Origin of the sequence: Micromonospora sp. NPDC048930 (genome assembly GCF_043197935.1) — a bacterium.
Classification (GTDB): Bacteria; Actinomycetota; Actinomycetes; order Mycobacteriales; family Micromonosporaceae; genus Micromonospora.
The window spans coordinates 468,072-494,936 of sequence record NZ_JBICUB010000005.1 but is presented as its reverse complement, the minus strand read 5'-3'; the positions used below and the strand labels follow the sequence as shown (position 1 = coordinate 494,936).

Genomic DNA, 26,865 nt, shown 5'->3' with positions numbered 1-26,865 from the left:
GCCGCCCGGTACGACAAGTTAGCCGTCCGCTACGAGGCCACCATCCACGTCACCGCCATCAACGAGTGGCTACACGCACTTCGAGACACGCCCTAGTTCAACCGAACCAGTAGAGGCGTCGGCACCTTCGATACATGCTCAAGGCGGCCCGCAACGGGCCGCATGCGCCGCCGCCTGGGCGCGCGCCGGCCGCTGCCGCTGTCGCTCTGCGGCCGACACGCCGGATGCCCGGCGGCTGGCACGAAGGGCGGGAGGCCCGGAGGGCCGCCGCAGAACGGCAGGCCGTCGACGAGTGGTGTGGGTGAGCCGGCAGCCGGCCGGGCCGCGCGGCCAGCAGCCCGCGCGGCGTAGGGGAGCGCACGCCGGCCGCGTCGGCGAGCTGGCGGCGGTCGCGGGGTTGCGGCTACTGCGCCTCCGGCGGGCGCGCTCGGGCTCCGAGATGATGGCTAATCTATATCATTCATGATCGTCAGCCATGTGTCGCCATGGGGATTGTACTGAACTGGAAGTTGGTCGTGGAAGGCGCGCAGCATCGGGTACCCCAGCTCTGGCTCGACTGCCGCAATGTAGCAAGCCCAGCCCATCAGGCGCTGAGGAAACATGTCGGCGTTCTCTCCGCCGAAATCCGTCATATAAGTCTCATAGCCGAACTTTGAAATGATGTGCGCGATCCATCGCATGCGACGCTTTGTTGCGCGAGGAATGCGAGGACGATCCGCCGCCCCCACATAAAGCCCGGTCACGTACTGGGGGCCGCCCTTTCGCATGTAAGCGGTCTTGCTCGCATTAATGGACCAGCCGGCGTCGTCCAGAATTCTCTCGATGGCCGTGAAGTGACGATCAGTCACCTCACCGGAAAATGCCAGGTCATCTACGTATCGGGTAAAGGTCAGGCCCTCCGCTTCGGCGTACTGTGCGAGAAGCCGATCGGTGTCTTCGAAGACGAGATTCGACAAGAATGGTGACGTACTGAGCCCGATTGGAAGCTTGCCGGCTATAGTGACAACGCTAACGGCGAGGCTTGCTGCCTTCTCGTCGTATCCCTGGATTTGCAGAGCAGACTCTAGCTGCTCCGAATTGATCGAGGGGAAGAAGTCTTCAAGGTCGACACGCAGTATGCAAGATTTGTCAAGGTGTGCAGACGCGTTGCTAAGTGTCGACCGCCCCTGAACGAATCCATGCACGTGTCCGGGTGGGCTATACGGCAGCAGCGTGGAAAAGCTGCGATGGAGGCTTTTGGTGACCATGTCAAGCCCCGGACCGGGTGTGACTATCTCACGCAAGCCTCCACGCTTCTTGCGGAACGACTGAGTCTTGAAGAGGCGTCCCGAACCAGTGGGAAGGCGCTCGGAAAGCATCTCAAGTAGCCGAAGCGATACGCCTGAGTGTTGCGCGAGATCGTGGATCGAGAAAGGCATTATTCGGCCGCCCTTCAGAACAGAAGCAGGGCCGCAGTCCCTGTCCAAGAACTATGCTGCAACGCACGCGGACTCGCGCACAAAGTTGACTGCGGCCCTGCTTAAGCGGGAAGCTTACCACACGTCAATGAAGTGGCAGTTTGCGGCTGGAGATCAGGCCGCGTTCCAGAGAGTATAAAGTTGAGATAAACGGCTCAACTTCGCGGAAGCCTCGGTAGATCCGATCTGCTGGGTCCGTAATCTGACCCTTCCGGACCCACCTGCTTACCGCCATCATAATATAGTCAATGATAGCCATCGACATGGCCTGTGTTTTGGCCGCCATCACGACGTCAAGTCGAGGTAGGCGTACCGGGCGCCCGAGCTTCTCGTAAGCTCGACGGGCCGCAGTCTCAGGTAGCTTTGACACAACCTGGCCGAGGCTGTCGTTTTGCTCAATGTAACAGACCAATTCGGATCGTTCTCGATGGCGAATCAGTATGTCGCCTAGTAGGTGCTGGTACATAAACTCAAGCTTCTCTAATTCGGTGCCTCCGGCTCGAGGATTAGTCCTGTCAGTAATTACGATATACGCCCTAAAGGCAAGGTCTTGCATGAGTTCTAAGAAGGGAACCGAAATCTCGATCGGGTCGCTTGAGGCGTGAAATCCACGCTTCCGAAAGTCCTCGAAACTAGATAGCCCGTCAAGGCTCCGCCGAGCAGACAAGCGGCGGAAAAGCTCCTGGATGCGCTGTTCTATCTCCTCAGGGTCTTCGTGGATCTCGACCGCGCCCACGATCAGTGGCTGCGACGCGTTTCCATTCCCCGACTCGTCCATATACAGTTTCACGCTGTAGACCGGCTCAGCTTCCTAGATCCTCGACGACCATGCGAGCCCGGTACCGCCCTCGCTCGTCGTCCACGGTGCACTGCACGTCTGGGACGTGGCTGCGGAGCTGATCGAAGAGGTCCCGCAGCCCCGCAACGGCCCGTAGTCACCGAGTTCCACAGGATGGGGACCTCCAGCCTTCTTCGGTGCTTCCCTTATGCGGTCGACATGTTGGTAGAGCATCCACGGCGCTTGATAGTGAGCAGGCCGCTCCTACGCCGTCATCAGCGCTAGAAACCGCTTGTCGTGATCTCCGAAGCGCTCTCCAAGGTGCTGTGCCGCGTCCTGGAGCTCGACGTCAGCATGGGCTCGTCGTCGTAGTCACGCGTCACGTCAGTCACATGACCCTCCACCGGTCAGTCCTGGCGGCACTATGCCATGATCTGGCTCGGGCGGGGCGCCCGCGGGCGGCGAACTGGCCCCACACCAAGTGACGAGAATCCGACAGATGCTCGGCGGGTTGCAAACGCCGTCTGCATCACTCGCGACATGGTTCCTCCTGGGTTCAGAGCCACCTCGGGCGTCGGAGGCGCATCCTGCCCCGCATCACCGTGTAGGCGTCAGGGTTTTCGAGGAGAAGCCGGAACTCCTCCTTGAGGAACTCGCGTCGCGACGATGCCATGTCGTTGCAGGCGTCGAGCGCTGGCTCCCATCCGACCGCCGGCAAATAGAACTCACCGTGGTTGAAGATCGTCAAGGACGGCGGTACAGCGAGAACCTTGTACCCGTTATGACGCTTAGCGACCGTCGAGTAAAGGACGCTGTGCTTAGTGGGTGTCAAGCTGTCGAAGGAGAGGAGTCGTTCATCCTCACGGGCCAACTCGGCGCGCTTTTCCCGACGTCGTCGGTCAGCGTTGTAATCCCCGCTACGTCCGTAAATTAGGACGAAACGAGGACTGAGTTTCCGGTCCCTGAGTTGTGACGGAAGTTCATAGTAGTCGAGGAACGCCGCTCGGTTGTTCCCGCGGTTAAACCAAGCCCGCCACTCGGCCAGTTGTCCTTGCGCATGTGTAAAGTCGCTGTGGATCTCTGCGCGGTCGCCGTAAAACCACCGCTTATGCGGCGTCTCGATCTCAATCAAGATAGGGAATATCTCAGTGCTGTGAGTGGCCAGCCACATGAAGTCCGGCTCGCGGTCACTCAGCCCGGGAAGCTTCGGTTTCGAGATCACTGCCATCGGAAAAGGCGAGTGACCTGAATCCACGTCAAGGGTGTGGCTGCCTGGCAGGAGCGACGGGTGACGCTCTAAGAACGTATGAACCAAGCGCTCATCCCTCGACGCGTCATCATCCAGGAGCGCATCCCACCGCTCCATGAGCAAGTCATTATAGATCTCTTCGCTTGGCCGGTCCGGCCCGGTCAGCTCGCTCTGTGCCAGATAGCCCGGCAAGTGGCCCACAAATGGCTCTCGAAAGTCGGTAGCCACATCGGAGCGTGCGGCGTCAGTCACGGTTGTAGCCCGATGCTGCTGCGGTTGCTGAGGTGGCTCACTGGACGTGGCCCGCCCTCGCCGCGTTACTGCCGGTCAGTCTCATCGTCAAGAAGAGCATAGTCCTTGCGTAGCTTGACGAGGTGGTATGTGGGTGCTTGCTCAATGCCGAGGTGGTTAACGCGCCTTTCTTCACGGACTCGCACAGCAATGTTTTCTCCGAGTCTGAGGCCGAGCTGGACAAGTCGTTCTTCTCCATCGACCTGAACCTCATAGCGCTTCGAATTCCGGGCGGGAGTGACTTTGACGTCGAACCGACCGGACAGATCAAGCTTTACTACGCGACCTGAGACGTCAAATAGGCGCGTAACTGATTCGACTTCCCACATCTGCCGGATGTGTTGACGCGCGCGTTGAGAGAGATGTGAATTGCGATGCCTACCGGTCGCCGAGCGCCAGCCTACCTCTAATTCGAGATCGTGGTTGTCAAGGGCAAGTGCGAGAGAACGCAGCCCGCGAACGAGACCCTCGTGTCGTGCGAAACGTCGGAGGTCTCCTTCCTCCTCGGCCGTTGCGTGAAGGTCTGTGATCGTCGAAAGGATTTCGTCGAGCGGGTCTACCGTAAGGTCCAGTTGCTGATCGTCGGGGCGTTCTTCTTGCGTCGATGGCACCAAATGCATGACGGCGCTGCCTTTAGAAACGCCGGCCAGTTCGAAGGAGACGGCACTTCGCACCGCGTTGGCTTCCGCAGCTCCATTCACTTCCTGCGAGAAGGCGTGGAAGAGCTCGTAGGCGATCCCGATATCAAGGCGGCCAGTATGTACCGTATTGCCCACGACGCGGAGTTGCAGACGACGACTGAGTCGGGCATGAGGATCATGATCGGTGACCGCGTCGTACAGGTGGCGGTCAAGGATCTCACTGGGGGACTCTTCGACGTCTGGTCCTTCGTTGTACTCCGCCCAGAGATCGTCGACTCGTGCGCGATCGACCTGGATGTGGCGATCGAAGGCTGAGCCCTCCTGCCTAGTCACCGCGCACCACCTCCAGGTAACCCCGCCGCCACTCACTAGTCTCCACGGTTGGTGCTTGCTTGTCCTCCCCTGCCTGGCGGAGTCGACACCACCAGTCGTCAAAGCCGCCGCGCAGTTGCTGGTACTCGGCCTGCTCCGGCTCGAACCCACCAGGGAAGGGGCTCCGAAAGTATGTGTACTTGATGATGATGGGAGACACCCTGAAGTCTTTTAGGGCTTTCTCCCGCGCAGACAGCGACTTCAGGGGCCTGCTCGCGCCTAGGCCCATCCGTGCCGCCCTAGCGAGTATGTCTGCTTCAACGATCAGGGTGACGTCGATGTTGCTGGGGTTGATCTTGTCGCTGATGAAGCTGCCGGCCAGCCACAGGCACTTCAGCAGGTTGCGTCCCTCGCAGGCTGCGTCGATCTTTTCCTCTAGCCTGCTCCACAGCTCCAAGTATGTTTGCAGGCCCTCCCAGCAGGGCCGACGGCTCGTAGATTCGGCAAAGACCGGGGCGTCTACGAAGGCTTCCTGGACCTCGGTCATCGATGCGGGGTGGCGACCTAGCGGCAGGTGTCCGTTCGGGCCGAAGGCTGGGACCGGCATGAGCAGGCACGGCTCCTTTCACCGCGGCGAAACCAGCCGCCGGAACGTATCGCCCCAGCCACACGCTGTAAAGACCGTTGACCATGATCTTGCAGACTCTCGCCGACTCGACCCGTATGGCCGCCGCTGTTGGCGCCACAGGCCGCCTGATCGACTACCCCGGGGCCCCGACCTGGATGACGGACGTCATGGGGTGGCCCGGCAGGCACTAACCATTCCTAAACCGCGTGTTGTAGCTTCGGCATCTATCGGTTGCCAACGGGGGGCCTGAGTCCCCAGCGCTGCCCCTCACGGACGCCCCTCGCCTGCGACCACATCACATGCCTGTCGTGCATCAGGATGGACCACCCTTCCTGTGCTGTACGCGTCAGCTCTCCGACCCGAAACTGGCCGAGCAGATGCGCGAGCAGCTCCGCCCTGCCGATGCCGCCTTCCCCGTTAGAGAAGGGCTCGACCAGGGACGGACATGCGAGGATCGGCAAGCGTCCGTACCCGGCCCAGTCAACATGCGTGTAGTCGACCATCTGCGCAGCCCAGGCTGTGTACTCACGGGTGTCCCAGGAGTGCCGGCAGGCCAGCTTGAACTCGACGCCGAACGCGATATCCGGGTCGCGCCAGAGGTCGCGGTCGCGTGGGCACAGGACCGCGTCGATGCGGACGGCACGGCCGCCACAGTGTCGCCCCGGCACCTCCCGCGCGATCGTGAACCACTGGGCGAGTTCGCCTAGAGCCCACGCCGAGAGTTCTTTCTCCGTTTTGTGAGCGGGGGTGGGCAAGCGCCTCTTGAACATGCTCAGCTACCTTCGTTCCCGTCGCGGGTCTAGGGGGACTCCTCGTAACTCTCGCGCCACAGTCAGCACCGTAATTGGCGCCTCCGACAAGACTGACGTGGGCGGGCTACGGAGCAGGACCCTGTGGCTGTTGCCGCGCGGGGCGTGGACAGCAGCGCTGACAGCAACGAGCCCGGACGAAACAGCCGTCGGGCACCGATCGTGAACAGTGGCCCGAGGTGACGAACGTGGGCGGCCGGCGGCGGACGAACCGCACAGAGCCTGTTAGCGAGATGTCAGGGCCTCACCGAGGGGCCGCTCCCACCTTCAAACGTCTGCTTCGCGTCGACCAGCCCGCACCGTCGTCGGGAACCCGATCACTGGCAACCTTCGAGTAGTAGTAGGTCCGCCGCGACGGCAGCACACGCACAGTGCCCAGGTCCTTTGCGCGCATAACCCATAGGCGGTCGCCGCAGCCTTGGCAATGCTGGGCCCACCGTGCGTGCGGGTCGGCGTCGGCCGGTTCGATGGGCCGTAGTTGAGCTTGCAGATCCCACCGGTCTCGCACACCGTAGTCTTGGCCGTCGTCTGCGGTTATCGCGCCGACGTGCAGATGCCCCGAAGCCGCATAAAGCTCTGCCCACTCCCGGACCGTGTGCTCCACCGGCAGCCGGAATATGCCCTTTTCGCCGGGGCTGAGGACTACTTCGCCGACCAGTTCGGCAGGTAGTGGGAGCACCGCGATCTTGGCTTCGCCGACAGTCCCCGTCGTGTTGATAACGAGTTCCTCTGAGCTGACGATGACATGTCGGGAGGAGTGATTTACAACTTCTATGTCGAGAAGCACTGCCCAGCGGAGATCACCGTCGTCGGGGCGGGTCGTAGAGTGCTGTGGGGTTGGCGGCGGCTGCGCTCCAGGCTTGGTGAGGCACCAGGGTTTCAGGAAGGGCCCACCTTCAATCGAAGCGAGTGACCAGCCAAAGTCACCTGCTGGGTCTGTGCGCTGGCGTACGTCGGGGACCACAGGCTTGACGACAACGGTGACCTCCGGGGCTCGCTGGTCCAGCACGTTGCGGGTAGCGGCCCTGCTTGCAGCCCTACTAGCGATGACCGCCGCCCAGGCGGCGACAACCGCAGCTAGCGCCGACAGGATGGCCGCAAGGGCAGAAGCGATGTCCCACACAGTCGCTCACCGTACGTCCTTTCCGGACGCTGCTGCGCAGCAGGGACCGGGGTGCAGACTGCTAGAAGCAGCAAGAAGGCAGCAGAAGCCGCAACCGACTCCGGTAGCGGTCATCAACAGATGGTCCGGCACAGCAAACGTACCGCGGCAGTTCGGCAACGCTTCACACGAGGTGACGACGTCTGTCCGGCTCCCCGCCGGGAGTCGGCCTGGCATCGCCCGCCGATATCCCGGGGCAGCATCAGGCCCTTCTCGCCGATAGGCTCATATCCATTTCCATCATGGAGGAATCATGGGCGACTTCAGCTGGTGGAACGTCGTGCCGTCCACGGTGGGCGGTCTGATTGGTGGCGGCTTCGCTCTTCTCGCTGGGGCCCTAGCAGGCCGACGCGAACGGAGCAAGGCTCGTGAGGCTCACGAACGTGAGGGCCTTCTTAGCGCTCGTCTTGTTCTCCTGCGCCTTGAAGAGCTCTATATCAAGTACCGCAGCGGAGAGAAGCCGGGTGAACTGACCGAGGAGGGTGAACAGAGCCAACATGCCCTCCTTCGAGACCTAGAGACCTTGGCCGCGTCCCTGAGGACGACGCACGTTCGTGAAGTGCTGGAGTTTGCCGCACGCGCCATGGGTCATAGCGGCATTACAACATTCCAGGGTCACCACAATTGGCTCGTGACTCGCAACGTCTGCAGCTATGCGATTGACGTGATTTCGGCAGAACTGCGCAGCTCGCAGTCGCCAACGACCCCGGCCTTTGTCGAAGTGTACCGATCCGCCATGGACGAGGCCGACGAGATCGCCATGCAGCAGTACGAACAGTGGGAAGCCGAGCAACGACGAGGCCAAAGCGATCGGAGCTAGAGCCAACCCTTGATCGGGCGGCAGCCGGTGGGGCGTGGGGCTGCGCTACCTCACGCCTCACAAGGTCATCGGGCACACAGCGGGCACAACTGACGCCGACAAGGGCTGTCAACCGCCGTAAGTCAACGGCAGACGCCGCCCAGGTCAGGACGCCGATCCGCCCGATCCGAGATAATTTAGAGACCGCCGGAGGGGTTCAGGGTTCGACTCCCTGACCCAGAAGCCGTGGCCCCAAGGCCGATCCACGACGGTCGAGCAGGTGTGCTGCCTAGGTGTGCCGAGTCCCACCTGATACTTGACGTTTCCGTCCCAGCTGATGCTTGACGTGGTGGCCTAGACAGTTAGGTCGACCTTGCGGGGTCAGTAGGTGTCGATGGTAGGGGCTCGTGGGAGTGCATGGTCCGGGTGGATGAGCGAGGGCGTGCTGGGTCATCCGTAGGCGTACTCGTCGATGTCGAGTTCCGCGCGGGTGCGTCGCAGGAAGTCCAAGGCTCTGGCGTCGAGGTGCCAGCCGAGGAGCTGGTGTTGCCCGGGTAGCTTCTCCAGTCCCTCGACTGGGCTGGTGAGATCTTCGTCCTCGCCATCGGGGTGTTCGAAGACCCGTACGACTTGCAGAACGCTTGAGCCGGGGCTGCCCTCGATGTGGTCGAGTTCGGCGGCCAGTTCACCGATTCGGTCAGCATGGGCGTGCAAGCGATCAAGAATCTGGTTGATCTGCTCGTGCACCGTCAAGCCGGGCTTCCGGCAGACGATCCGCCAGGTGTGCGAAGCGGGTATGGGCGGCTGGGTCCGGCGGCTGCCGAGGATCTTTACCTCGTCGGGCTCAATGCCTAGGCGGGCGGTGATGTCGGCGGCCGGAACCTGGCGGGAGGCCAGCGCGAAGTAGACGTACTGGTGCACGCGCATGGCGGGACCCTATCGACGATGACGGCCGAGTGGCGCTGTCATTTAGCGGCAGCAAGCAGAACGCCCGGCCCGACATCATGTTTGAGCTGCATGTTCGACCTTTCGAGGGCGGTGGGCTTTGATGCTGCGGACCGGTTGATCGTTGGTCCGCCGGAATGTGCGGGGGCCATCGTCGCACTCGACGGTGAGGGTGGTGTCGGTGACGTCGATGGCGACGGTCTTGCCGGCGTGGATCCGGCCGAGGGCGATCTTTTGGCCGACGACCATGATGACTCCGCTGTTGGAGGCCCGCCGCTGCACCCGGGTGGGTCCGGTGGCGGGTTGTGGGGGTGGTCCGGCAGGCCGGGCACCTCGCAGCCGGAGGATCTCCTCGCCGGTCAGCGGGTTGGGGCGGGTGCGTAGTAGCTGGTGGGTTTCCAGGTCGAAGAACGTCAGGGTGGTGGCGTCGACGCGGATGCCGACGCGGCGGCCGCCGAGGATCTCGGCGGCGAGGACGATGTGCTGGCCGAGGGAGATGCTGCCGCTGCGGCTGACGGTTCGTTCGACCTCCACCACGCCGGGGCGGTCTGCCGTGTCGACGGGCAGCGGCGACGGTCCGGCCGGACGGCCGCCGGTGCGGGCCAGCGTGGCCAGATCGGTCACCGACAGGTGTGAGCGCACGGACTTGATCCGGGCGCCGGCGATGAGCAGGTGGATGACGTCGGTGTCGGCCCAGAACGTCACGGTGACGCCGGAGCGGGCCGGGCCGAGCCAGAACTGTTTGCCGGCGACTTGCAGGTTGCCCGAGGGCGGCACGACCCGGTCGAACTCGACCGGCCCACTGCGGTAGTCGACGGCTGGCTGCGGCGGTTCATGGTCGTCGACAGCCGCCATCGCGGCCAGGTCGACGGGCGAGGCGATCGGGGCGGGGTCGCCGACGGCGTCGGCGAGGAAGCCGGGCAGCTTCACCGGCATCAGCTGCTGGTCCGGGCCGGTTGCGGGGCGGAACCGGTCGGCAGGGAACGCCATGTCCAGGGCCTGGTGCGGCCGGTTGGTGTTGTATTCGTGCCGGAACGCATCCACCGCGGCCTGCGCTGCCGCCAGGTCAGCGAACACTCCGGCGTCGTCCAGCAGCTCTCGGCGCAGCGTCTGGTGAAAGCGTTCGACCTTCCCCGTCGTGGTCGGTGAGGCGGGCTGGGTGAGCCGGTGCACGATCCCGTTCTCCCGGCAGATCCGGTCGAACAGCACCTCCCCGCCCTTGCCGAACCGGTCGGTGAACTGCTTGCCGTTGTCCGTCAACAACTCCTCCGGCACCCCGAACCGTGATAGCCCTTCGGCCAGGGCCAGACACACCGTACGGCCGGTCGCCCGGCGGACCACCTTCGCGATCACCGCGAACCGGGAATGGTCGTCCACGCCGGTGACCACCTTGGCCTCGGTGCCGTCAGCGAGGGTGATCCCGCCGACGATGTCCATCTGCCACAACTCCATCGGCCGCGACCGTTCCCACCGCACATAGTCGGCTCGACCACGGCGGCGTTTGACCGCCACGTGCAGCCCGTGCCGGGCCAGGATCCGATAGACCGTCATCCGCGACGGCACCGGACCCGGGCAGCCGTTACGGCCCAACTCGAACGCGATCCGCCGCGCACCCCACCGCGGGTGTTCCCGCCGCAGCTCACACACCGCCGCCTCCACCTCCGGCGACGCCTGATGCGGACACGAGTCCGGCCGATGCGACCGGTCCTGCAACCCGGCCAGACCAGCATCGTCATAGCGACGCAGCCACGCGTGAACGCTCTGCCGCGTCACCCCCATCTGCGCGGCAATCTCGCCAACCCGATCCCCGGCCTTCACCGCGAGCACCGCCCGATACCGCTGCTCCACCACCGACATGTGCATCAGCGCCAATCCCGGCCTCCGACCTCGCGATGCCCGCAAACATCACGCGATCAACAAGCCGAACACGGCCACTGTCAAGCATCAGGTGGGACGCAGGTGTAAAGCATCAGCCGGGACACGACATGTGCTGCCTAGGTGTTGTTGCCGATTTTCTCTGTTCTGGATCAAGACGCCGCGCTCCGCGCGGCGCGGGGGCGGTGAGCCGGCCGGCGGCAAGCCGCCCCGGCTGCCTTCGGCGCCGGGGCGGAGAGCCACCGACTGCCGCCGGGCCGCCGCCCCCGAACCGCCGATCCAGTCACGGCACGATCACGGCCAGACGGTATGGAGGCCGAACAGGTCGGCCTGGTCGACGGTTGGGGCTTCCGGCTGCCGCGCCAGTCCAAACCCCGGGACTGGCTTGCCCCCGGCCCATCTCCCGCAGCCGGCCATGCCCCCGGGCGAAGCCCCTCAGCCATCGCTACACGCACGGTCCGCACCAGCATGAGGAAGAACCCAGCGCCAGCGCTCACAGCCTCAGAAGAGCCATCAGGAGGCAAGATCGACCCGCCCACGATCCGCCCACAACCAGTCGTGAACTGCTGGACGCAGCCGGACTCCGTCGGACAAACGACAACGGCCCCCGATCAGCATCTCTGCTGGTCAGGGGCCGTTTTCGCACCTGGTGGCGGGTAGAGGATTCGAACCTCTGTAGCTTTCGCGACGGATTTACAGTCCGCTCCCATTGGCCGCTCGGGCAACCCGCCAGGGCGTGCCACCACGTCGTAACGCGGCAGCGGAAGCAAGGATAGCGGTTGCCCCCGGGGCCGCCGCAACCGGGTACCGTCAGGGGGTCCCACCGCTGGTCAGCGGGGGACGGAACAGGACAGACCGCCGGACAGCAGGAGCATGAGCATGGCAGCGAACCCGTCCTTCGACATCGTGAGCAAGGTCGACCGGCAGGAGGTCGACAACGCCCTTCGCCAGGCGGAGAAGGAGCTCGCGACCCGGTTCGACTTCCGCGGCACCGGCGCCGAGATCTCCTGGTCGGGCGAGGAGGCGATCAGCCTCCAGGCGGAGACCGAGGAGCGGGTCCGGGCCGCCCTGGACGTCTTCAAGGAGAAGCTGGTCAAGCGGAACATCTCGCTCAAGTCGCTGGACGCCGGCGACCCGCGTTCGTCGGGCAAGGTCTTCAAGATCGACGCCAAGGTGATCCAGGGCATCGACTCGGACAAGGCCAAGGCGATCAGCAAGAAGATCCGCGACGAGGGCCCGAAGGGAGTCCAGGCGCAGATCCAGGGCGACCAGCTCCGGGTCACCGGCAAGAAGAAGGACGACCTCCAGGCCGTCATCGCGCTGCTCAAGGGCGAGGACTTCGGCGTCGCCCTCCAGTTCACCAACTACCGGTAAGGGAATCCCGGCCGGCCTGGTCATCGGGCCGGCCACGCCTTGTCACCTGGGCAGACGTCGTCACCAGTGGTCGTCGTTGGTCGCTCACGATCGGCCTCCGACGGCCTGGTGACGGCCTGAACCCGGGCCTCGTCGACCAGTCCCGAGCCGGCGCCCGCCTATGGGCTCGGCTCACCGTTTCGTGCCGTGCACGCAGTTCTGGGCAGGATAATCGCCGGCCACGATGAAGTCCTCACAGGTGAGGAAGCGGTCATTGAAGTGGCCGAAGAGGAAGCCGATCAGCGCGACTGTGGCGACGATCGCCGCCAGGGCGACTTTGAGGCGGCGGCCCGGGAGGGTGAAGTAGCCGGGCGCGAGCAACCGCAGGACGATGCCCGCGATGAACGGCACCACCGCGATCGAAGCGACGATCAGCACGCGCTCGACGTCCTGTGCCACGGCCCCCCGGAGCGGTACGGCGAGTCGGAGGAGCTGGAGCGTGATCGGGGGCAGGAACAGGAGCAGCACCCAGGGGTGGGTGTGCACCCGGCGGGGCAGCAGGAGAGCGCTCAGGAGCACGACGAGGGACAGCACGAACAGTTCCTGCCGGCGGTAGTAGAAGATCGTCCGGTGCGCGCCGAGGTTGAACGCGACGTCCCAGGCCCACAGTGAGCCGCCGAACGCGATCGCGTAGAAGCCGCCCAGCTTCCGCTCCGCCGTCCCCCGTAGGAGGTCGTCTCCCTCGGTGAGCTCTCGGGACTTCTCGGCGGCTCGCTTGGCCGGACCCTCTCCGCTCATGCGCCTGCCTGCCGTGCTCACGCCCAGCCGGGACAGTTGGCGTCTCCCGGCACGGCGGCGAGGGAGCCCCGAGGAGCGGACGGGCGGCTGGGTCCCCGCGACCTCTATGCCCGTAACGAGGGCGAGGCGCTGTGCGCTTCGGTTCGGGCCAGCTGCGGCCGGCCCCGGGTCGGGGCCGGCCGGCTCAACGCGAGAACACCAGCAGCAGGATCACCGTGAGGATCGCGCTGATCAGGATCGAGCCGAGGCAACCGATCCGGTTCGAGAAGAAGAAGAACATTTCCGGCGGTTACCCGTCGGGACGGGATTGATCCGGCCTGGTCAGCCGGCCACCGCGTGCTCGGCGCGTACCGCCCGGGCCTCGGCGCGGGCGATCGGGCCGGCGGGCAGCGCGGCAAGGGTTGCTCCGACGGCGACCGCCGCCCCGGCGAAGAGGAAGGCCCAGGGCACCCCGCCGGCGCGGTCGACGATCAGCCCGGCCACCGCGCCGCCGGCCGCGCTCGCCGCGACCGACATGGTGACCACCCAGGTGTACGCCTCGTTCAGCATGCCCGCCGGGGCGATCCGGCCGACCAGGGTGTTCTCCAGGGTCAGCGCGGGAGCGATGGTGGCCCCGCCGAGCACCAGGGCGACGCCGAGCGCCAGCGGGCCGGGCATCGCCGCGAAGACCGCGAAGCTGGCCGCCACCGCACCGAGCAGCCAGGCGAACTGGCGGGTCATGTTGACCGCCGGCCGGCGTACCCCGAACCAGAAGCCACCCACGGCGCTGCCGATGCCCCAGACGGCGAGCAGCACGCCGGCGAGGCTCTCCGGGTCGTCGGCGGTGGCGTTCCCGGCGAAGGCCGGGACGATCACGCCAGCGGCGCCGAACGCGATGCCGAGGCTGGCGACGCAGAGCAGCAGGGCCGGGAAGCCGCCGACCCGCAGCGGCCCGAGCCCCCGGGCGTGGTGCTCGCGGGGGTGCGGCCGCCAGGCCCGCATCACCCGGCCGAGCGCGACGGCGGTGGTGCCGACCAGGGTGACCAGGGCCGCTCCGACCAGCGCCGCGGCCGCGTCGGCGACCAGCACGAACGCGGCGACCAGCAGCGGGCCCAGCACGAAGACGACCTCGAAGAGGGAGGTCTCCGCGGCGAGCGCGGTGTTGCGTAGGTGGGCCCGGCCGGAGGCCGGGGTGGTGAGGTCGTTCCAGGCGCCCCGGATGGCGGCGGTGAGCGGCGGGTAGGTGGCCCCGGCGACCCCGGCGGCCAGGTAGATCAGGGCCAGGTCGCCGGCCCCGGACCGGCTGGCCCCGAGCAGCCCGAACAGGGCGAGCGGGTGGGCCACGGCGGTGGCCAGCAGCACCGGGGTGGGGCCGACCCGGTCGGCGATCCGCCCGGCGACCGGGCTGAGCGCGGCCCCGGAGAGGGCGTAGATGCCGCCGGCGACCGCGGCGAGGGAGTACCGGTCGGTCACCTCCTCGACCACGAGCAGGAGCGCCAACGGGGTCATGCCGATCCCGAGCCGGCCGATGATGCCGAGGACCAGCAGCATCGGCGCGCCGGGGATCCGCCAGACCCCCAGATACTGGCGCAGTGCGGCCAAGGGTGCACCTCCGGTGCGGACAGGTAACGGGTGGAATCTGTTCCGACCCTAACGCCCCGGCTCGCCGCGGCGCCGATCACCCGGTGCCGGTTACCGCCTCCTGAGACGACTCCGCCCGCGTCCGGGACGGACGCGGGCGGAGTTCGTGGTCGGGTCAGCGCTGGAACTGCACCGGGCCGCTGTTGCGGGCCATCTGCTCCAGCCGGGCCACCCGCTGTTCCATCGGCGGGTGAGTGGAGAACAGGGCGGCGATGCCGCCACCCCGCTTGAACGGGTTGTCGATCATCAGGTGGGCGGTGCTGGTGAGGTTGCCCTGCGCCGGCAGCGGGCGCATCTGCGTACCCATGTGGATCTTCCGCAGGGCGCTGGCCAGCGCCAGCGGGTCGCGGCTCAGCTCGGCGCCCGACTGGTCGGCCTGGTACTCCCGGCTGCGGCTGATCGCCAGTTGGATCACGGTGGCCGCGATCGGGCCGAGGATCAGGGTGAGCAGCAGCACCGCCGGGTTCGGGGCGTCCTCGTCGTCGGACGAGCCCAGCGGGATGAACCAGGCGATGTTCGCCAGCGTGGTGATGATGCCGGCCAGGCCGGCGGCCACGCTGGAGATGAGGATGTCCCGGTTGTAGACGTGGGACAGCTCGTGCCCGATCACGCCGCGCAGCTCGCGGTAGTCGAGGATCTCCACGATGCCCTGGGTGACGCAGACCGCGGCGTGCTGCGGGTTACGTCCCGTGGCGAACGCGTTGGGCTGCGAGGTGGGGCTGACGTACAGGCGGGGCATCGGCTGGCCCGCCTGGGTGGAAAGCTCCCGCACCATCCGGTACAGCTCGGGGAACTGTGCCTCGCTCACCGGTTGCGCCCGCATCGAGCGCAGGGCGAGCTTGTCGGAGTAGAAGTAGGTCACGCCGTTCATCAGCAACGAGACGACGACGGCGATGACGAGGCCGCCGCTCCCGCCGAACCAGTAGCCGACCGCGAGGATCAGCGAGGTCAACAGGCCGAGCAGCGCTGCGGTCTTCAGACGGTTGTGATGCACGATCGCTCCTTCGGTGCGCGGACCCGCGCGGGACCCGCTGACCGGTTCAACACCACCGGTACCCGTCAACCATCCTGCCCATGGCTGAAAGTTGGCTGAGGATTTCTGTGCGCCGGCTGTGCCGGTGGTGCATCGACGGACAAACCGCTCAGCGTGCCGCCATGTCCAGCACCAGTTGCGGGGCGAAGCCGACCAGCACGGCCAGCGCGGTGGCCACCCCGAGGGCCACGACCACCAGCCGCGTCGGGCGGGCCGGGACCGGGCCGGGCGCCGCGTACAGGCTGGCGGCCAGCCGTAGGTAGTAGGCGAGGCCGAGCACCGCGTTCACCGCCACCACCAGGGCCAGCCAGCCGGCGTGCCCGGCCAGCAGCGCCCGGACCACGGTCACCTTGGCGAACAGCCCGGCCAGCCCGGGCGGCAACCCGGCCAGCCCGATCAGGGCGAGCGCGAAGGCGCCGCCCACCCACGGGTGGCGGCGGGCCGCGCCGCGCAGGTCGTCCAGCGTGCCGCCGTCGCCATCCGCCGGCCGCAGCGCCACCACCGCCGCGAAGGCGGCCAGTTCCAGCAGCACGAAGAAGACGGCGTACGCGACGGCCGCCGCGTACGCGCCGGCCCGGGCGTCGGCGGTGCGTCCGCCGGCCAGCGCCAGCGCGCCGAGCGGGGCGAGGATGTAGCCGGCCTGGGCCACCGAGGACCAGGCGAGCAGCCGGACCGTCCGCCGCTGACGCAGCGCGACCAGGTTGCCGACGGTCATGGTGAGCACCGCCAGCAGCGCCAGCACCGGACCGGTGACGGTGGCCGGCAACGCCCGCTGCACCACCGCGAGCAGGGCCACCACGCCGCCCAACTTGGAGGCCGTCGACAGGTACGCGGCCACCGGCAGCGGCGCGCCGTCGTAGGTGGCCGGGGCCCAGGCGTGGAACGGCACGGCGGCCACCTTGAACGCCAGCCCGGCCACCATCAGCGCCACCGCGACCGTGGTCAGCGGCAGGTCGAGCAGGTCCGCCCGGGCGGCCAGGGTCGCGCCGAGCCGGTCCAGGTGCAGCCCGCCGGTCACCGCGTAGAGCAGCGCCGCACCGAGCAGGGTCAGCGTCGTCGCCACCACGCTGACCACGAAGAAGGTCACCGCCGCCTCGGCGCCGGCCAGGCTGGCCCGGCGGAGCCCGACCAGGACGTACAGCGGCAGGGTCAGCGTCTCCAGCGCCACGATCAGGGTGATCAGGTCACCTGCCGCGCCGAGCACCACGCCGCCGGTCAGCGCGCAGGCGAGGAGAAAGCAGTACTCCCCCACCGGCGTCCGGCCGGCCCGCAGCAGCGGCCCGGAGATCGCCAGCACCCCGAGGGTGAGCAGCGCGAAGACCACCGCCACCAGGGCCGCCCGGCCGCCGTACACCCAGGAGCAGTCCGCCCCGACGCAGAAGGTGCGCCGCTCGTCCCCGGCGCCGACCAGGGCCGCGCCGAGCGCGGTGGCCGCCGACCCGGCCGCGGCCACCGCCACCGTCGCGGCGGCGCGGGCCACCAGGAGATCGGCCAGGAGCACGAGGACGGCCGTGCCGCCGGCCAGGTACGCCGGCAGCAACGCGACGTGGTCCACGCTCTGCACGAGATTCACCGGCGCTCCCCTTCGTTCCCGACCGCGGGGCGCCGCTCCGCCGCGCTCCGCACGCTCACTTGAGCACTCCCAGCAGCGCGTCGACCGGGCCGGAGGCGTACGACAGGACGAGGGCCGGGACCAGGCCGACGGCGAGGGCGAGCAGCACCAGCGGCGCCCAGGCGGTCAGCTCCGCCCCGGCCAGCCCCGGCGCGACCCGGGCGACCGCCGGGCTGGGCCGGCCGTGGGTGACCCGGCGCAGCAGCCGCAGGAAGTACGCCGCCGTCAGCGCCCCGCCGAGCGCGGCCAGCACCGCCAGCGTGGTCCAGAACCCACCGCCCCGCCGGACGGCGGCGACCACGGCGAACGCCTCGCCCCAGAAGCCGGCCAGGCCGGGCAGGCCGAGCGAGGCGACCGCCGCGAACCCGAGCAGCCCGGCCAGCCGGGGCGCGGTCTCCCGCAGCCCGGACAGCTCGGCGAGCGAGCCGCTGTGGGTACGGTCCTTGACCGCCCCGGCCAGGAAGAAGAGCAGCCCGGTGATCACGCCGTGCGCGATGTTGCCGATCAGCGCGGCCTGCACGCCGGTGGCGGTGAGCGTGGCGACCCCGAGCAGCACGAAGCCCATGTGTCCCACGCTGGAGTACGCGATCAGCCGCTTCAGCTCGTCCTGGGCCAGGCAGACCAGGGCGCCGACCAGGATCGCCGCGACGGCGAGCACCCCGAGCGCCGGGGCGGCCCAGCGGGCACCCTCCGGCGCCACCCCGACCGCCACCCGGATCAGGCCGTACGTGCCCATCTTCAGCAGCACCCCGGCGAGGATCACGCTGCCCACGGTGGGCGCCTGGGTGTGCGCGTCCGGCAGCCAGGAGTGCAGCGGCCAGAGCGGGCTCTTCACCGCGAAGGCGAGCGCGAGCAGGGTGAACGCGGCGAGCTGGGTGCCCCGGGACAGCCCGGCCCCGCCGGTCAGCGTCACCAGGTCGGCGGTGCCGGCGGCGGCGACCACCACGTACACGCCGACCAGCAGCAGCACCGAGCCGAGCAGGGTGTAGAGGGTGAACTTGCGGGCCGCCCGCCGGCGGTCGTCGCCGCCCCAGCCGGCGATGACCGCGTACATGGGCAGCAGGACGACCTCGAAGAAGAGGAAGAAGAGCACCAGGTCGAGGGCGAGGAAGGTGCCGAGGATGCCCACCTCGACCACCAGCAGCAGCGCGACCAGCGCCCGCCCGCTCCCGCCGCCCTCGGGCACCCGCCACAGCGTGTAGCCGCAGCAGAGCAGGGTCAGCAGGGCGGTCAGCACCACCAGCGGCCAGGAGATGCCGTCCACCCCTAGGTGGAAGCGCAGGTTCAGGCCAGGCACCCAGGGCAGGTCCAGCTGGTGCCAGGGCTGCACGGCCGGGCGCGGGCCGTAGCCGAACCAGCCGTGGTCGCCGCCGAGCAGCGGCAGGGTGGCGAGCAGGGTCAGGCCGGCGGCGACCGTGCCGGCCAGGCGACCGGCCCGGTCACCGGGGACGAGGGCCGCCGCGACCGCCCCCAGCGCCGGCAGGGCGAGGACCGCCACCAGCAGGAACTGCCCGAAGCTCATGAGGCCACTCCGATCAGGGCGACGGCGAGGCCGATCAGCAGCGCACCGGCCAGCACGGCGGTCGCCGCCCGGGGCAGCGCCGCCCGGTGCAGGGCGGCCAGCCCGCCGCCCAGGCCCACGGCGGCGCGCCCGCTCCCCTCGACCAGTCCGTCCACCCCCAGCTCGTCCACGGCCCGCACGGTCCCGGCGAGCGCGGTCGTCGGGCGTACGACCAGGGCGTGCTGGACGTCGTCGAGCCGGAACGCCCGGGCGAAGACCGGCCGCAGCGGACCCAGGAAGCGGGCCGGGTCGGCGGCCGGGTCGCGGCGCCAGCCGGCCCAGGCGACGCCCGCGCCGATCAGCAGCAGCACGAACGGCAGCAGCAGGTTCGGCGCCAGGTGGACCAGTTCGACGGCCTCCCCGGTGGCGTCGGCCGGCACCCGGAGCCGGTCGGCGAACCACGGCGCGAAGGCGGCCAGGCCGAGCAGCGCGGCGGGCACCGCCAGCAGCAGCACCGGCCAGCGCAGCACGGCCGGCGGGTCGTGCGGGTGGGCGAGCGGGATGCGGGTGGCGCCGAGGAAGGTACGCAGCAGCAGGCGGGTCGCGTACCAGGCGGTGACCGCGACCCCGAGCAGGCCGGCCAGCCAGACCAGCCAGCCGACCCAGGCGGGCGCGGGGCCGGTGCCGTCCAGTGCGGCGGCCTCGGCGGCGGCGAGCACCCCGTCCTTGCTCCAGAAACCGGAGAGCGGCGGCACCCCGGCGAGCGCGCCGAGACCGACCACCATGCACCAGAAGGTCACCGGCATGGCCGACCGCAGCCCGCCCATCCGGGACATCAGGGTGGTGCCCACGGCGTGGATCACCGCGCCGGCGGCGAGGAACAGCAGCGCCTTGAACGCGGCGTGGGTGAGCAGGTGGAACAGGGCCGCAGCGGGCGCGCCGACGGCGAGCGCCCCGGTCATGTAGCCGATCTGGGAGACCGTCGACCAGGCCAGCACCCGCTTGATGTCGTCCTGCGCGGTGGCGGCGAACGCGCCCAGCAGCAGGGTGACCGTGGCCATCACACCGAGCACCGCGAGCGCGGCCGGGGCCTGCGCGAAGAGCGGGAAGAGCCGGGCCACCGCGTACACCCCGGCGGCGACCATGGTGGCCGCGTGGATCAGCGCGGAGATCGGGGTGGGGCCGGCCATCGCGTCCGGCAGCCAGGTGTGCAGCGGGAACTGGGCGCTCTTGCCGGCGACCCCGGCGAGCAGCAGCAGGCACGCGGCGGTCAGGGTGCCGGTGGAGTGGTGGTGGGCGAGCACGTCGGCGATCCGGAAACTGCCGGCGGAGACGCCGAGCAGCGCGATCCCCAGCAGGAAGCCGACGTCACCCACCCGGGTCACCAGGAACGCCTTCATCGCGGCGGCCGGCGCCTCGGGCAGCCGCCGGTCGTGGGCGATGAGCAGGTAGGAGCAGATGCCCATCACCTCCCAGCCGACCAGCAGCAGGATCAGGTCGCCGGCGACCACCACGGTCAGCATCGCGGCGGTGAAGAGGCTGATCTGCGCCGCGTACGGCGGGTAGCGGTGGTCCACCTCCACGTCGTCGTGCGGCCCGCGCTTCAGGTAGCCGATCGAGTAGACCTGCACGGCCAGGGCCACCGCGGCCACCGCCGTGGCCACCAGCACCGCCACGCCGTCCAGCCGGTACCCGAGGGTCACCTTCAGCCCGCCGAAGTCGACCCAGCTGGTGGCCGCCTCGACCGGGTGGTCCACCCGGACCAGCAGCAGCACCGCCGCGACCAGGGCCACCGCCGCGCCCGCCACGCCGAGCGCGATCGCCGCCCGCCGGGCCGGGTCCTCGCCGGTCCCCGCGCCACGCGGCGACGGCGGCAGCAGCAACCCGAGCAGACCGACGAGCAGGGGTACGCCGGGCAGCGCCGCCGCGAGCAGTCCGGTCACTTCGCCCCCTCCGGCCCGTCGGTGCTCCGCCGGCTCGACGGCACCTCCCCGCCGCCCGCGGTCGTCGCCGCGCCGCCGGCCGGGGCGGCGGCCACCGGCACCGGCGGCTCGGTGAGCGGCACGTCGTCCACGGCGACGCTGGCCCGCAGCCGGTAGAGCTGGAGCACGATGGCCAGCCCGACGCCGATCTCGGCGGCCGCGAGCACGATCACGAAGAGCGCGAAGACCTGGCCGGAGTGCGGCAGCTGGGCGCGGACCGTGGTGTCGGCGGTGACCAGGATCAGGTTGACCGCGTTGAGCATCAGCTCGACGGCCATCAGCACCAGGACGGCGTTGCGGCGGCGCAGCACGCCGTAGACGCCGAGGCCGAACAGCAGCGCGGCGGTGACGTACGGGACGACCGGTCTCACGCGCGCCCGCCCTCCTCGCCGACCGTGACGGCCGGTTCCGGCCGGGCCGGGCCGGCACCGGTCGCCGGGCCACCCGGGCGGCCGCGCCCGGCCGGCCCGCCCGTCGGCGCCGGGCCCGGGCGGCCGATCTCCGGGCGGGACAGGACGATCGCGCCGACAAGGGCGGCGAGCAGCAGCAGCGAGAGCACCTCGAACGGCAGCACCCAGGAGCGGAAGACCTGCTCACCGAGGCGGTCGGCGGTGCCCGCGGCGGGCAGGTCCACCCGGGACCAGTGGAACGCGTCGACCAGCAGCACCGCCAGGCCGAGGCCGCTGCCGCCGCCGACCAGCGCGGCCGGCCAGCCCGGCCGGTCCAGGTCGTCCGAGGCGCCGATCGGGGCCCGGGTCAGCATCACCGCGAAGAGCAGCAGCACCACCACCGCCCCGACGTAGATGAGCACCTGCACCCAGGCCACCAGCTCGGCGGTGAGCACCAGGTAGTCGCCGGCCAACGCGCCCAGGCAGACGACCAGCCAGAGGCCGGCCCGGACCAGGTGCCGGGTGCCCACCACCAGCACGCCCGCACCCACCGCGACCGCCCCGAGGGCGAGCAGCAGCACGTCGGCACCGGTCATGACGGGCTGCCTCCCTGCTCGGCGCCGGGCTCGGGGCGTACCCCGGGCGGACGGGCGGCGGGCGCCGCGGCCTTGCGGGCGGCGGTCGTCTCCTCCTTGGAGGGATCGCCGTGCGGATCGTGGGCCGGCGGCGGTGGCACCGTGGCCATCCACTCCCCGAGGTGGTCCTTGTCGTGCAGCAGGTCCTTGATGTCGTACTCGGCGTACTCGAACTCAGGGGACCAGTAGAGCGCGTCGAAGGGGCAGACCTCGACGCAGATGCCGCAGTACATGCAGAGCGAGAAGTCGATGTCGAACCGGTCGAGGACGTTGCGCTGCCGGGGGCGGGCGGCGCCGGGCACCGCCACCTCCTCCTTGTGCGAGTCGATGTAGATGCACCAGTCCGGGCACTCCCGAGCGCAGAGCATGCAGACCGTGCAGTTCTCCGTCAGCAACGCGATCACGCCGCGCGAGCGCGGCGGCAGCTCGGGGGCGACGTCCGGGTACTGCTGGGTGGTCGAGCGGCGGGTCATCGTCCGCAACGTGACCGCCAGCCCCTTCACCAGCCCCTCGCCGGGCACGCCGCTCCGCTCGCTCACGCCGTCGCCTCGCTTCGCTCGCCGACGCCGTGCGGCACCCGCGCGCCGAGCTGGCTGATTCGCTCGCTCCGCTCGCTCATGCCGCCCATCCTGCCCTGTGCCCCCGGCCCGCGCGACCACCACCCGGCTCTCGGCGGCCGCGGGTGACCCCGACCGGTCGGCGGAGGCGCCGGTACCGCCGATCCGATGGGCTGGTCCGCCGATCGGCTCGACCGCACGCTCCCCAGGTCAGCGGGATATCGAGGGCTTTGTTGATCATCTATGCTGCGGCGGCCGACCAGCGTAGAGGGAGCACGGGGAATGAGACTCAGCAAGAGGTGGACGCGGGCCCTGGCCGCGACCGCCGTCGTCGCCGCCGTGCTCGTGGGTGCGCCGGCCGCGCAGGCCGTGGCGACCTACACGCTCACCGGCACGGTGACCGACCGGGCGACGGGCGCCCCGGTGCCCGGCGCCTGCCTCGACCTGTACACCAGCCCCTACCGGCTGCTCGCCACCCGCTGCGCGGACGAGCAGGGCCGGTATCTTCTCCCCGGCGTGACCGCCGACTTGAGCCCGAAGCTCCGGGCGCGGGCGACGGGCCACGCAGAGGTGTGGTGGCCCTCCGCCCCCGACTACTACAACGCCGGCTACCTCACCGCCTCATCGGCCAAAAACGGCGTCCTGACCGCCGACCTGGCGCTGGCGGATGCGGTGGGTGGGTTCGCCGGCCGGATCACCCAGCCGGACGGCAGCCCGGCGTACGCCTCCGAGGTCACCGCCGTCACGGTGGACGGCAAATGGAGGGCGAAGGCCCCGACCGACAGCGATGGCCGCTACCGGCTCGGCAACCTGCCGGTCGGCTCGTACCGGCTCGGCATCGCCCCCCAGGAATACGCCCCGCGCCAGTGGGTGCCCGGCACGACCGACCCCGCCGCCGCCACCGCTTTTCAGGTGACCGCGGGCTCGACGACCACGGTCGACGAGCGCTACCTGGTGGCGAACAGCACGTTCGAGGGCGGCGTGCTGACCGGGACGGTGACGGCGGCGGCGACCGGCACGCCGATCACCGGAGCCTGTGTCACCGCCTTCGCGGCCAACCGGGGGAACGAGGCTGGACAGGCGTGTACCGACGCCACCGGCCGCTACCGGCTCGCGGTCGCCGCCTATGCTTCGTACAAGCTGCGGGTCAGGGCGGACGGCTTCCCGGAACAGTGGGCGCCGAACGCGGTGGAAAGCCGCAACGCGCCGTCGTACACCGCGCAGTACGGCAAGGACGTGGTCGTCGACGTCGCCCTGCGGGTGGGTGGCGGCACGGTGCGCGGCCAGATCACCGACTACCCCGGCGCGACCCCCGCGCTGACCAACTCGGTCCGGGTGTTCGCCGTCGACAACTCCTGGTCCGCCTGGACCGAGGCGGTCGACGGCCGGTACCAGTTCGACCGGGTGCCGCCCGGCGACTACCGGGTCGCGGTCAAGCCACTCGACCGCACCATCCAGTACCACCCGGGCAAGTCGCTCGTGGCGGAGGCCACCGTCGTGCACGTCGCAGACGGCGAGGTCACCACGGTGGACGAGCAGCTCCTGCCGCCGGGTGCGGTCGAGGTGACCCTGGTGGACGCGGTGACCGGCGCGCCGGTGGCCGGGTGCGTCCGGCTCGCCCTGGCCCCGGCGCAGGCCTGCGCCGACAGCTCGGGACGGGTCACCTTCCCGAAGGTGTGGGCCACCGGCGCGTCGCCGGAGACGGTGACCGCCGTACCGGGCCCCACCTACTGGCAGCAGACGGTCGGGGCGGTGCAGGTGGTCAGCGGCGAGACGACCCGGCTCACCATCCCGCTGGAACCGGCCGCCGCGCTGGAGACCACGGTGGTGGACGCGACGACCGGTGCCGCGGTGCCGAACGCCTGCGTCCGACCGGTCAACGCGGCCAAGCTGGCCACCTCCGCCCTGCGGCAGCAGGTCAGCCAGTACACCGGCTACTGCTCCGACGCCGAGGGCAAGGTGCGGATCGGTCCCCTCCCGGGTGGCGTCGTGCAGCTGCTGGTGACCCCGCCGGTGCCGTACGGGACGCAGTGGTACACCGAGACCGGGGGCACCGGCGACCGGCGGCTCGCCACGGCGTACCCGCTGAAGGCCGGACGAGCACTGACCGCGCCGCCGGTCCGCCTCGACCAGGCCGGCTCGATCACCGGCACCATGCGGGACGAGTCCGGCGGCGCGGTGAAAACCTGCGTGCAGGTCTACGGCGACCACCCGGACCTGGCCTACGGCACCCTGCCCAAGCGCTGCACCTACAACGACTCCGACCAGCAGCCCGGGCAATACAAGATCACCGGCCTCGGGCCGTACCGTTGGCCGATCTTCGTGGCAGGCGCGAGGTCGACCTCCGACACCGCCCTCGCGCCAGCCTGGTCGGGCAACGCCGCCGACCGGTTCGCGGCGGCTCCCGTGCAGGTGACGGCCGGCGCCACGGCGACGGCTCCGGGCATCGTGCTGGTGAAGGGCGCCCGGATCCGGACGTTCAACCTGGGCAGCGCCGGCGGGCAGGGAACGGTGGAGGCATTCCACCCGACGACCGGTGACCGGGTGGCCTTCCTGGACGTGGTCGACTCGTCCGGGATCGGGCTCCCGGCCGGGCCGGTGCTGCTCTTCTACCGGCCCGTCGCCGGAACGCCCTGCTGGTACGTGGCGCCGCGCAGTGCGCCGCGGACGCACAACAGCCAGGGCCCGACGCCGATCACCCTCGCCCCGGGGCAGGTGATCGACACCCTCCGCCTGGTGCCCGGCGAGACCTGCATGCCGGTCCAGACGGCCATCCTGCCCCGCTGACCCGGCACCCCTGACGGCCCGGGCGGGCCCGACCCGGCACCACCGGTCGGGTCGTACCGGCCCGGCCGGCCGTTTCGCACCGCGCGCTCAGGCCGGCGGCAGCATTTCCACACCGAGTTGCTGGAGCACCTGGAACAGCTCGTTGACGCTCCACACGTCGACGATCCGGCCGGCCTCGTCGAAACGCAGGAAGGACGCGCCCGAGTAGCTGACCACCCGGCCGGTGGGCGGCACGGGGCCGAACTGCCCGGCCTGGGTGCCGGCGGCCCGCCAGTGCACGGCCACCCGGTCACCGGCGGCCACCAGCTCGACGATCTTGTAGCGGAGGTCGGGGAAGGCCGCCCGCCGGTCCCGGTGCCAGGCCAGCGTGGCCTCCGGCCCGGTCCCGCCCAACCCGGGGCAGTCCGCCGCGATCAGGTCGTACGCGCTCTCCTCGCGGCCGGCGTTCCACACGTCGGCGATGAAGCGTCGGGCCGCCGCCTCCACATCGGTCACCGCGGCAGCCTAGCTCCGCTCGGCCTGACGGGAACGGCCGGAGCGACCATGATGGGAGCGGACGACACGACACTCTCGGGAGGCGGCGTGGGCAGCAGCGACAACGAGATCCTGGACCGCACGGGCGGCAAGTACGTCGAACCGGGCGGCGAGTTCACCCGGGACCAGCGCTACATCGCCACCCGGATCACCGCCGACGGGCGGGACGGCTGGCCGGTGGAGCCCGGCCGGTACCGGCTCGCGGTGAGCCGGGCGTGTCCCTGGGCGAACCGGCTGATCATCGTCCGCCGGCTGCTCGGGCTGGAGGACGCCCTCTCGATGGCGGTGGCCGGCCCGACGCACGACAAGCGGAGCTGGACCTTCGACCTCGACCCGGACGGCCGGGACCCGGTGCTCGGCATCGAACGGCTGGCCGACGCGTACTTCAAGCGGTTCCCCGGGTACGACCGGGGCATCACCGTGCCGGCGCTCGTGGACGTGCCGACCGGGCAGGTGGTCACCAACGACTACGCCCAGATGAGCCTGGACCTGTCGACGGAGTGGACCGCGTACCACCGCCCCGGTGCCCCGGAGCTCTATCCGGAGCGGCTGCGAGGCGAGATCGACGAGGTCAACGCGGTGGTCTTCGCGGACGTGAACAACGGGGTCTACCGGTGCGGCTTCGCCGGCAGCCAGGAGGCGTACGAGCGGGCGTACCACCGGCTCTTCGACCGGCTGGACTGGCTGAGCGAGCGGCTGGCCGGGCAGCGCTACCTGGTCGGCGACACGATCACCGAGGCCGACATCCGGCTCTTCACCACGCTGGTCCGGTTCGACCCGGTCTACCACGGCCACTTCAAGTGCAACCGGCAGAAGCTGACCGAGATGCCGGTGCTGTGGGCGTACGCCCGGGACCTGTTCCAGACCCCCGGCTTCGGCGACACCATCGACTTCGACCACATCAAGCGGCACTACTACGAGGTCCACCGGGACATCAACCCGACCGGGACCGTGCCGCTCGGCCCCGACCTGTCGAACTGGCTCACCCCGCACGGCCGGGAGGAGCTGGGCGGCCGCCCCTTCGGCGACGGCACCCCGCCCGCACCGCCGCCGCCCGCCGAGCGCGTCGACCCCGCCCACACGCCGCTGCGCTGAGCCCAGGCCAGGCGTTAAGAGGG

Annotated in this window: 23 protein-coding genes and 1 tRNA gene; 4 read left to right on the top strand and 20 right to left on the bottom strand. The window is 69.4% G+C overall.

Features of this window, described 5'->3' with window-relative positions:
* Positions 1-446: 446 nt before the first annotated feature.
* The 7 genes from ACGFI9_RS16965 to ACGFI9_RS16935 form a co-directional block, all read right to left on the bottom strand.
* The gene (locus tag ACGFI9_RS16965) at positions 447-1,358 is read right to left on the bottom strand and encodes a reverse transcriptase family protein (protein ID WP_393178887.1); all 912 of its coding nucleotides are present in this window, start codon (positions 1,356-1,358) and stop codon (positions 447-449) included.
* A 184-nt stretch (positions 1,359-1,542) separates the two neighbouring features.
* On the bottom strand, positions 1,543-2,193 hold the full coding sequence (locus ACGFI9_RS16960; RefSeq protein ID WP_393178886.1) for a hypothetical protein: 651 nt from the start codon (positions 2,191-2,193) through the stop codon (positions 1,543-1,545).
* Between the two features lie 598 nt (positions 2,194-2,791).
* Positions 2,792-3,736 carry a Shedu anti-phage system protein SduA domain-containing protein gene (locus ACGFI9_RS16955; RefSeq protein ID WP_393178885.1) on the bottom strand — a complete coding sequence of 315 codons (945 nt, stop codon included), beginning with the start codon at positions 3,734-3,736 and terminating at the stop codon, positions 2,792-2,794.
* A gap of 65 nt (positions 3,737-3,801) precedes the next feature.
* Positions 3,802-4,749 carry a hypothetical protein gene (locus ACGFI9_RS16950; protein WP_393178884.1) on the bottom strand — a complete coding sequence of 316 codons (948 nt, stop codon included), beginning with the start codon at positions 4,747-4,749 and terminating at the stop codon, positions 3,802-3,804.
* A complete protein-coding gene (locus ACGFI9_RS16945) occupies positions 4,742-5,335 on the bottom strand; it encodes a DUF6932 family protein (RefSeq protein ID WP_393178883.1) in 594 nt (197 codons plus the stop codon). The genes ACGFI9_RS16950 and ACGFI9_RS16945 overlap by 8 nt, the downstream gene beginning before the upstream one ends.
* A 245-nt stretch (positions 5,336-5,580) precedes the next feature.
* A complete protein-coding gene (locus ACGFI9_RS16940) occupies positions 5,581-6,126 on the bottom strand; it encodes a hypothetical protein (RefSeq protein ID WP_393178882.1) in 546 nt (181 codons plus the stop codon).
* A 283-nt stretch (positions 6,127-6,409) separates the two neighbouring features.
* Complete coding sequence (locus ACGFI9_RS16935; RefSeq protein ID WP_393178881.1) at positions 6,410-7,288, bottom strand: hypothetical protein; 879 nt, start codon at positions 7,286-7,288, stop codon at positions 6,410-6,412.
* A 292-nt stretch (positions 7,289-7,580) separates the two neighbouring features.
* On the opposite strand from ACGFI9_RS16935, the gene ACGFI9_RS16930 reads away from it, so the two are divergent.
* A complete protein-coding gene (locus tag ACGFI9_RS16930) occupies positions 7,581-8,147 on the top strand; it encodes a hypothetical protein (RefSeq protein WP_393178880.1) in 567 nt (188 codons plus the stop codon).
* 429 nt (positions 8,148-8,576) lie between these two features.
* Here ACGFI9_RS16930 and ACGFI9_RS16925 read toward each other — a convergent pair whose 3' ends face one another.
* The 3 genes from ACGFI9_RS16925 to ACGFI9_RS16915 form a co-directional block, all read right to left on the bottom strand.
* Entirely contained in the window at positions 8,577-9,053 is a 477-nt protein-coding gene (locus ACGFI9_RS16925) for a DUF4279 domain-containing protein (protein WP_393178879.1), read from the bottom strand.
* Between the two features lie 75 nt (positions 9,054-9,128).
* Positions 9,129-10,928, bottom strand: coding sequence for an IS481 family transposase (locus ACGFI9_RS16920; protein WP_393178910.1), 1,800 nt, complete (start codon positions 10,926-10,928; stop codon positions 9,129-9,131).
* A gap of 665 nt (positions 10,929-11,593) precedes the next feature.
* A tRNA-Tyr gene (locus ACGFI9_RS16915) sits at positions 11,594-11,677 on the bottom strand.
* A 148-nt stretch (positions 11,678-11,825) separates the two neighbouring features.
* Between ACGFI9_RS16915 and ACGFI9_RS16910 the strand changes: the two genes are divergently transcribed.
* Entirely contained in the window at positions 11,826-12,320 is a 495-nt protein-coding gene (locus ACGFI9_RS16910) for a YajQ family cyclic di-GMP-binding protein (protein WP_393178878.1), read from the top strand.
* 171 nt (positions 12,321-12,491) lie between these two features.
* Here ACGFI9_RS16910 and ACGFI9_RS16905 read toward each other — a convergent pair whose 3' ends face one another.
* The 9 genes from ACGFI9_RS16905 to ACGFI9_RS16865 all read right to left on the bottom strand — a co-directional run bounded on the left by ACGFI9_RS16905 (position 12,492) and on the right by ACGFI9_RS16865 (position 22,408).
* On the bottom strand, positions 12,492-13,097 hold the full coding sequence (locus ACGFI9_RS16905; RefSeq protein WP_393178877.1) for a hypothetical protein: 606 nt from the start codon (positions 13,095-13,097) through the stop codon (positions 12,492-12,494).
* 321 nt (positions 13,098-13,418) lie between these two features.
* Entirely contained in the window at positions 13,419-14,678 is a 1,260-nt protein-coding gene (locus ACGFI9_RS16900; RefSeq protein ID WP_393178876.1) for an MFS transporter, read from the bottom strand.
* A 154-nt stretch (positions 14,679-14,832) separates the two neighbouring features.
* On the bottom strand, positions 14,833-15,711 hold the full coding sequence (gene htpX, locus ACGFI9_RS16895) for a zinc metalloprotease HtpX (RefSeq protein WP_393178875.1): 879 nt from the start codon (positions 15,709-15,711) through the stop codon (positions 14,833-14,835).
* Between the two features lie 148 nt (positions 15,712-15,859).
* The gene (locus tag ACGFI9_RS16890; protein ID WP_393178874.1) at positions 15,860-17,323 is read right to left on the bottom strand and encodes an NADH-quinone oxidoreductase subunit N; all 1,464 of its coding nucleotides are present in this window, start codon (positions 17,321-17,323) and stop codon (positions 15,860-15,862) included.
* A 55-nt stretch (positions 17,324-17,378) separates the two neighbouring features.
* Positions 17,379-18,884 (bottom strand): NuoM family protein, encoded by a 1,506-nt coding sequence (locus ACGFI9_RS16885; RefSeq protein WP_393178873.1) that lies wholly within the window; start codon positions 18,882-18,884, stop codon positions 17,379-17,381.
* Positions 18,881-20,806 carry an NADH-quinone oxidoreductase subunit L gene (locus ACGFI9_RS16880; protein WP_393178872.1) on the bottom strand — a complete coding sequence of 642 codons (1,926 nt, stop codon included), beginning with the start codon at positions 20,804-20,806 and terminating at the stop codon, positions 18,881-18,883. Before ACGFI9_RS16880 ends, ACGFI9_RS16885 begins: the two co-directional genes overlap by 4 nt.
* On the bottom strand, positions 20,803-21,216 hold the full coding sequence (nuoK, locus tag ACGFI9_RS16875) for an NADH-quinone oxidoreductase subunit NuoK (protein WP_393178871.1): 414 nt from the start codon (positions 21,214-21,216) through the stop codon (positions 20,803-20,805). Before nuoK ends, ACGFI9_RS16880 begins: the two co-directional genes overlap by 4 nt.
* Positions 21,213-21,830 carry an NADH-quinone oxidoreductase subunit J gene (locus ACGFI9_RS16870; protein ID WP_393178870.1) on the bottom strand — a complete coding sequence of 206 codons (618 nt, stop codon included), beginning with the start codon at positions 21,828-21,830 and terminating at the stop codon, positions 21,213-21,215. Before ACGFI9_RS16870 ends, nuoK begins: the two co-directional genes overlap by 4 nt.
* Entirely contained in the window at positions 21,827-22,408 is a 582-nt protein-coding gene (locus ACGFI9_RS16865; RefSeq protein ID WP_393178869.1) for a NuoI/complex I 23 kDa subunit family protein, read from the bottom strand. Before ACGFI9_RS16865 ends, ACGFI9_RS16870 begins: the two co-directional genes overlap by 4 nt.
* Before the next feature lie 300 nt (positions 22,409-22,708).
* Here ACGFI9_RS16865 and ACGFI9_RS16860 point away from each other — a divergent pair, with 300 nt between their 5' ends.
* Positions 22,709-25,213 (top strand): carboxypeptidase regulatory-like domain-containing protein, encoded by a 2,505-nt coding sequence (locus ACGFI9_RS16860; RefSeq protein ID WP_393178868.1) that lies wholly within the window; start codon positions 22,709-22,711, stop codon positions 25,211-25,213.
* 87 nt (positions 25,214-25,300) lie between these two features.
* Here ACGFI9_RS16860 and ACGFI9_RS16855 read toward each other — a convergent pair whose 3' ends face one another.
* Positions 25,301-25,708: an ester cyclase gene (locus ACGFI9_RS16855; protein ID WP_393178867.1), complete on the bottom strand. Its 408-nt coding sequence runs from the start codon at positions 25,706-25,708 to the stop codon at positions 25,301-25,303.
* Positions 25,709-25,795: 87 nt separating this feature from the next.
* Here ACGFI9_RS16855 and ACGFI9_RS16850 point away from each other — a divergent pair, with 87 nt between their 5' ends.
* Positions 25,796-26,842 carry a glutathione S-transferase family protein gene (locus ACGFI9_RS16850; protein WP_393178866.1) on the top strand — a complete coding sequence of 349 codons (1,047 nt, stop codon included), beginning with the start codon at positions 25,796-25,798 and terminating at the stop codon, positions 26,840-26,842.
* The last annotated feature ends 23 nt before the right edge of the window (positions 26,843-26,865 follow it).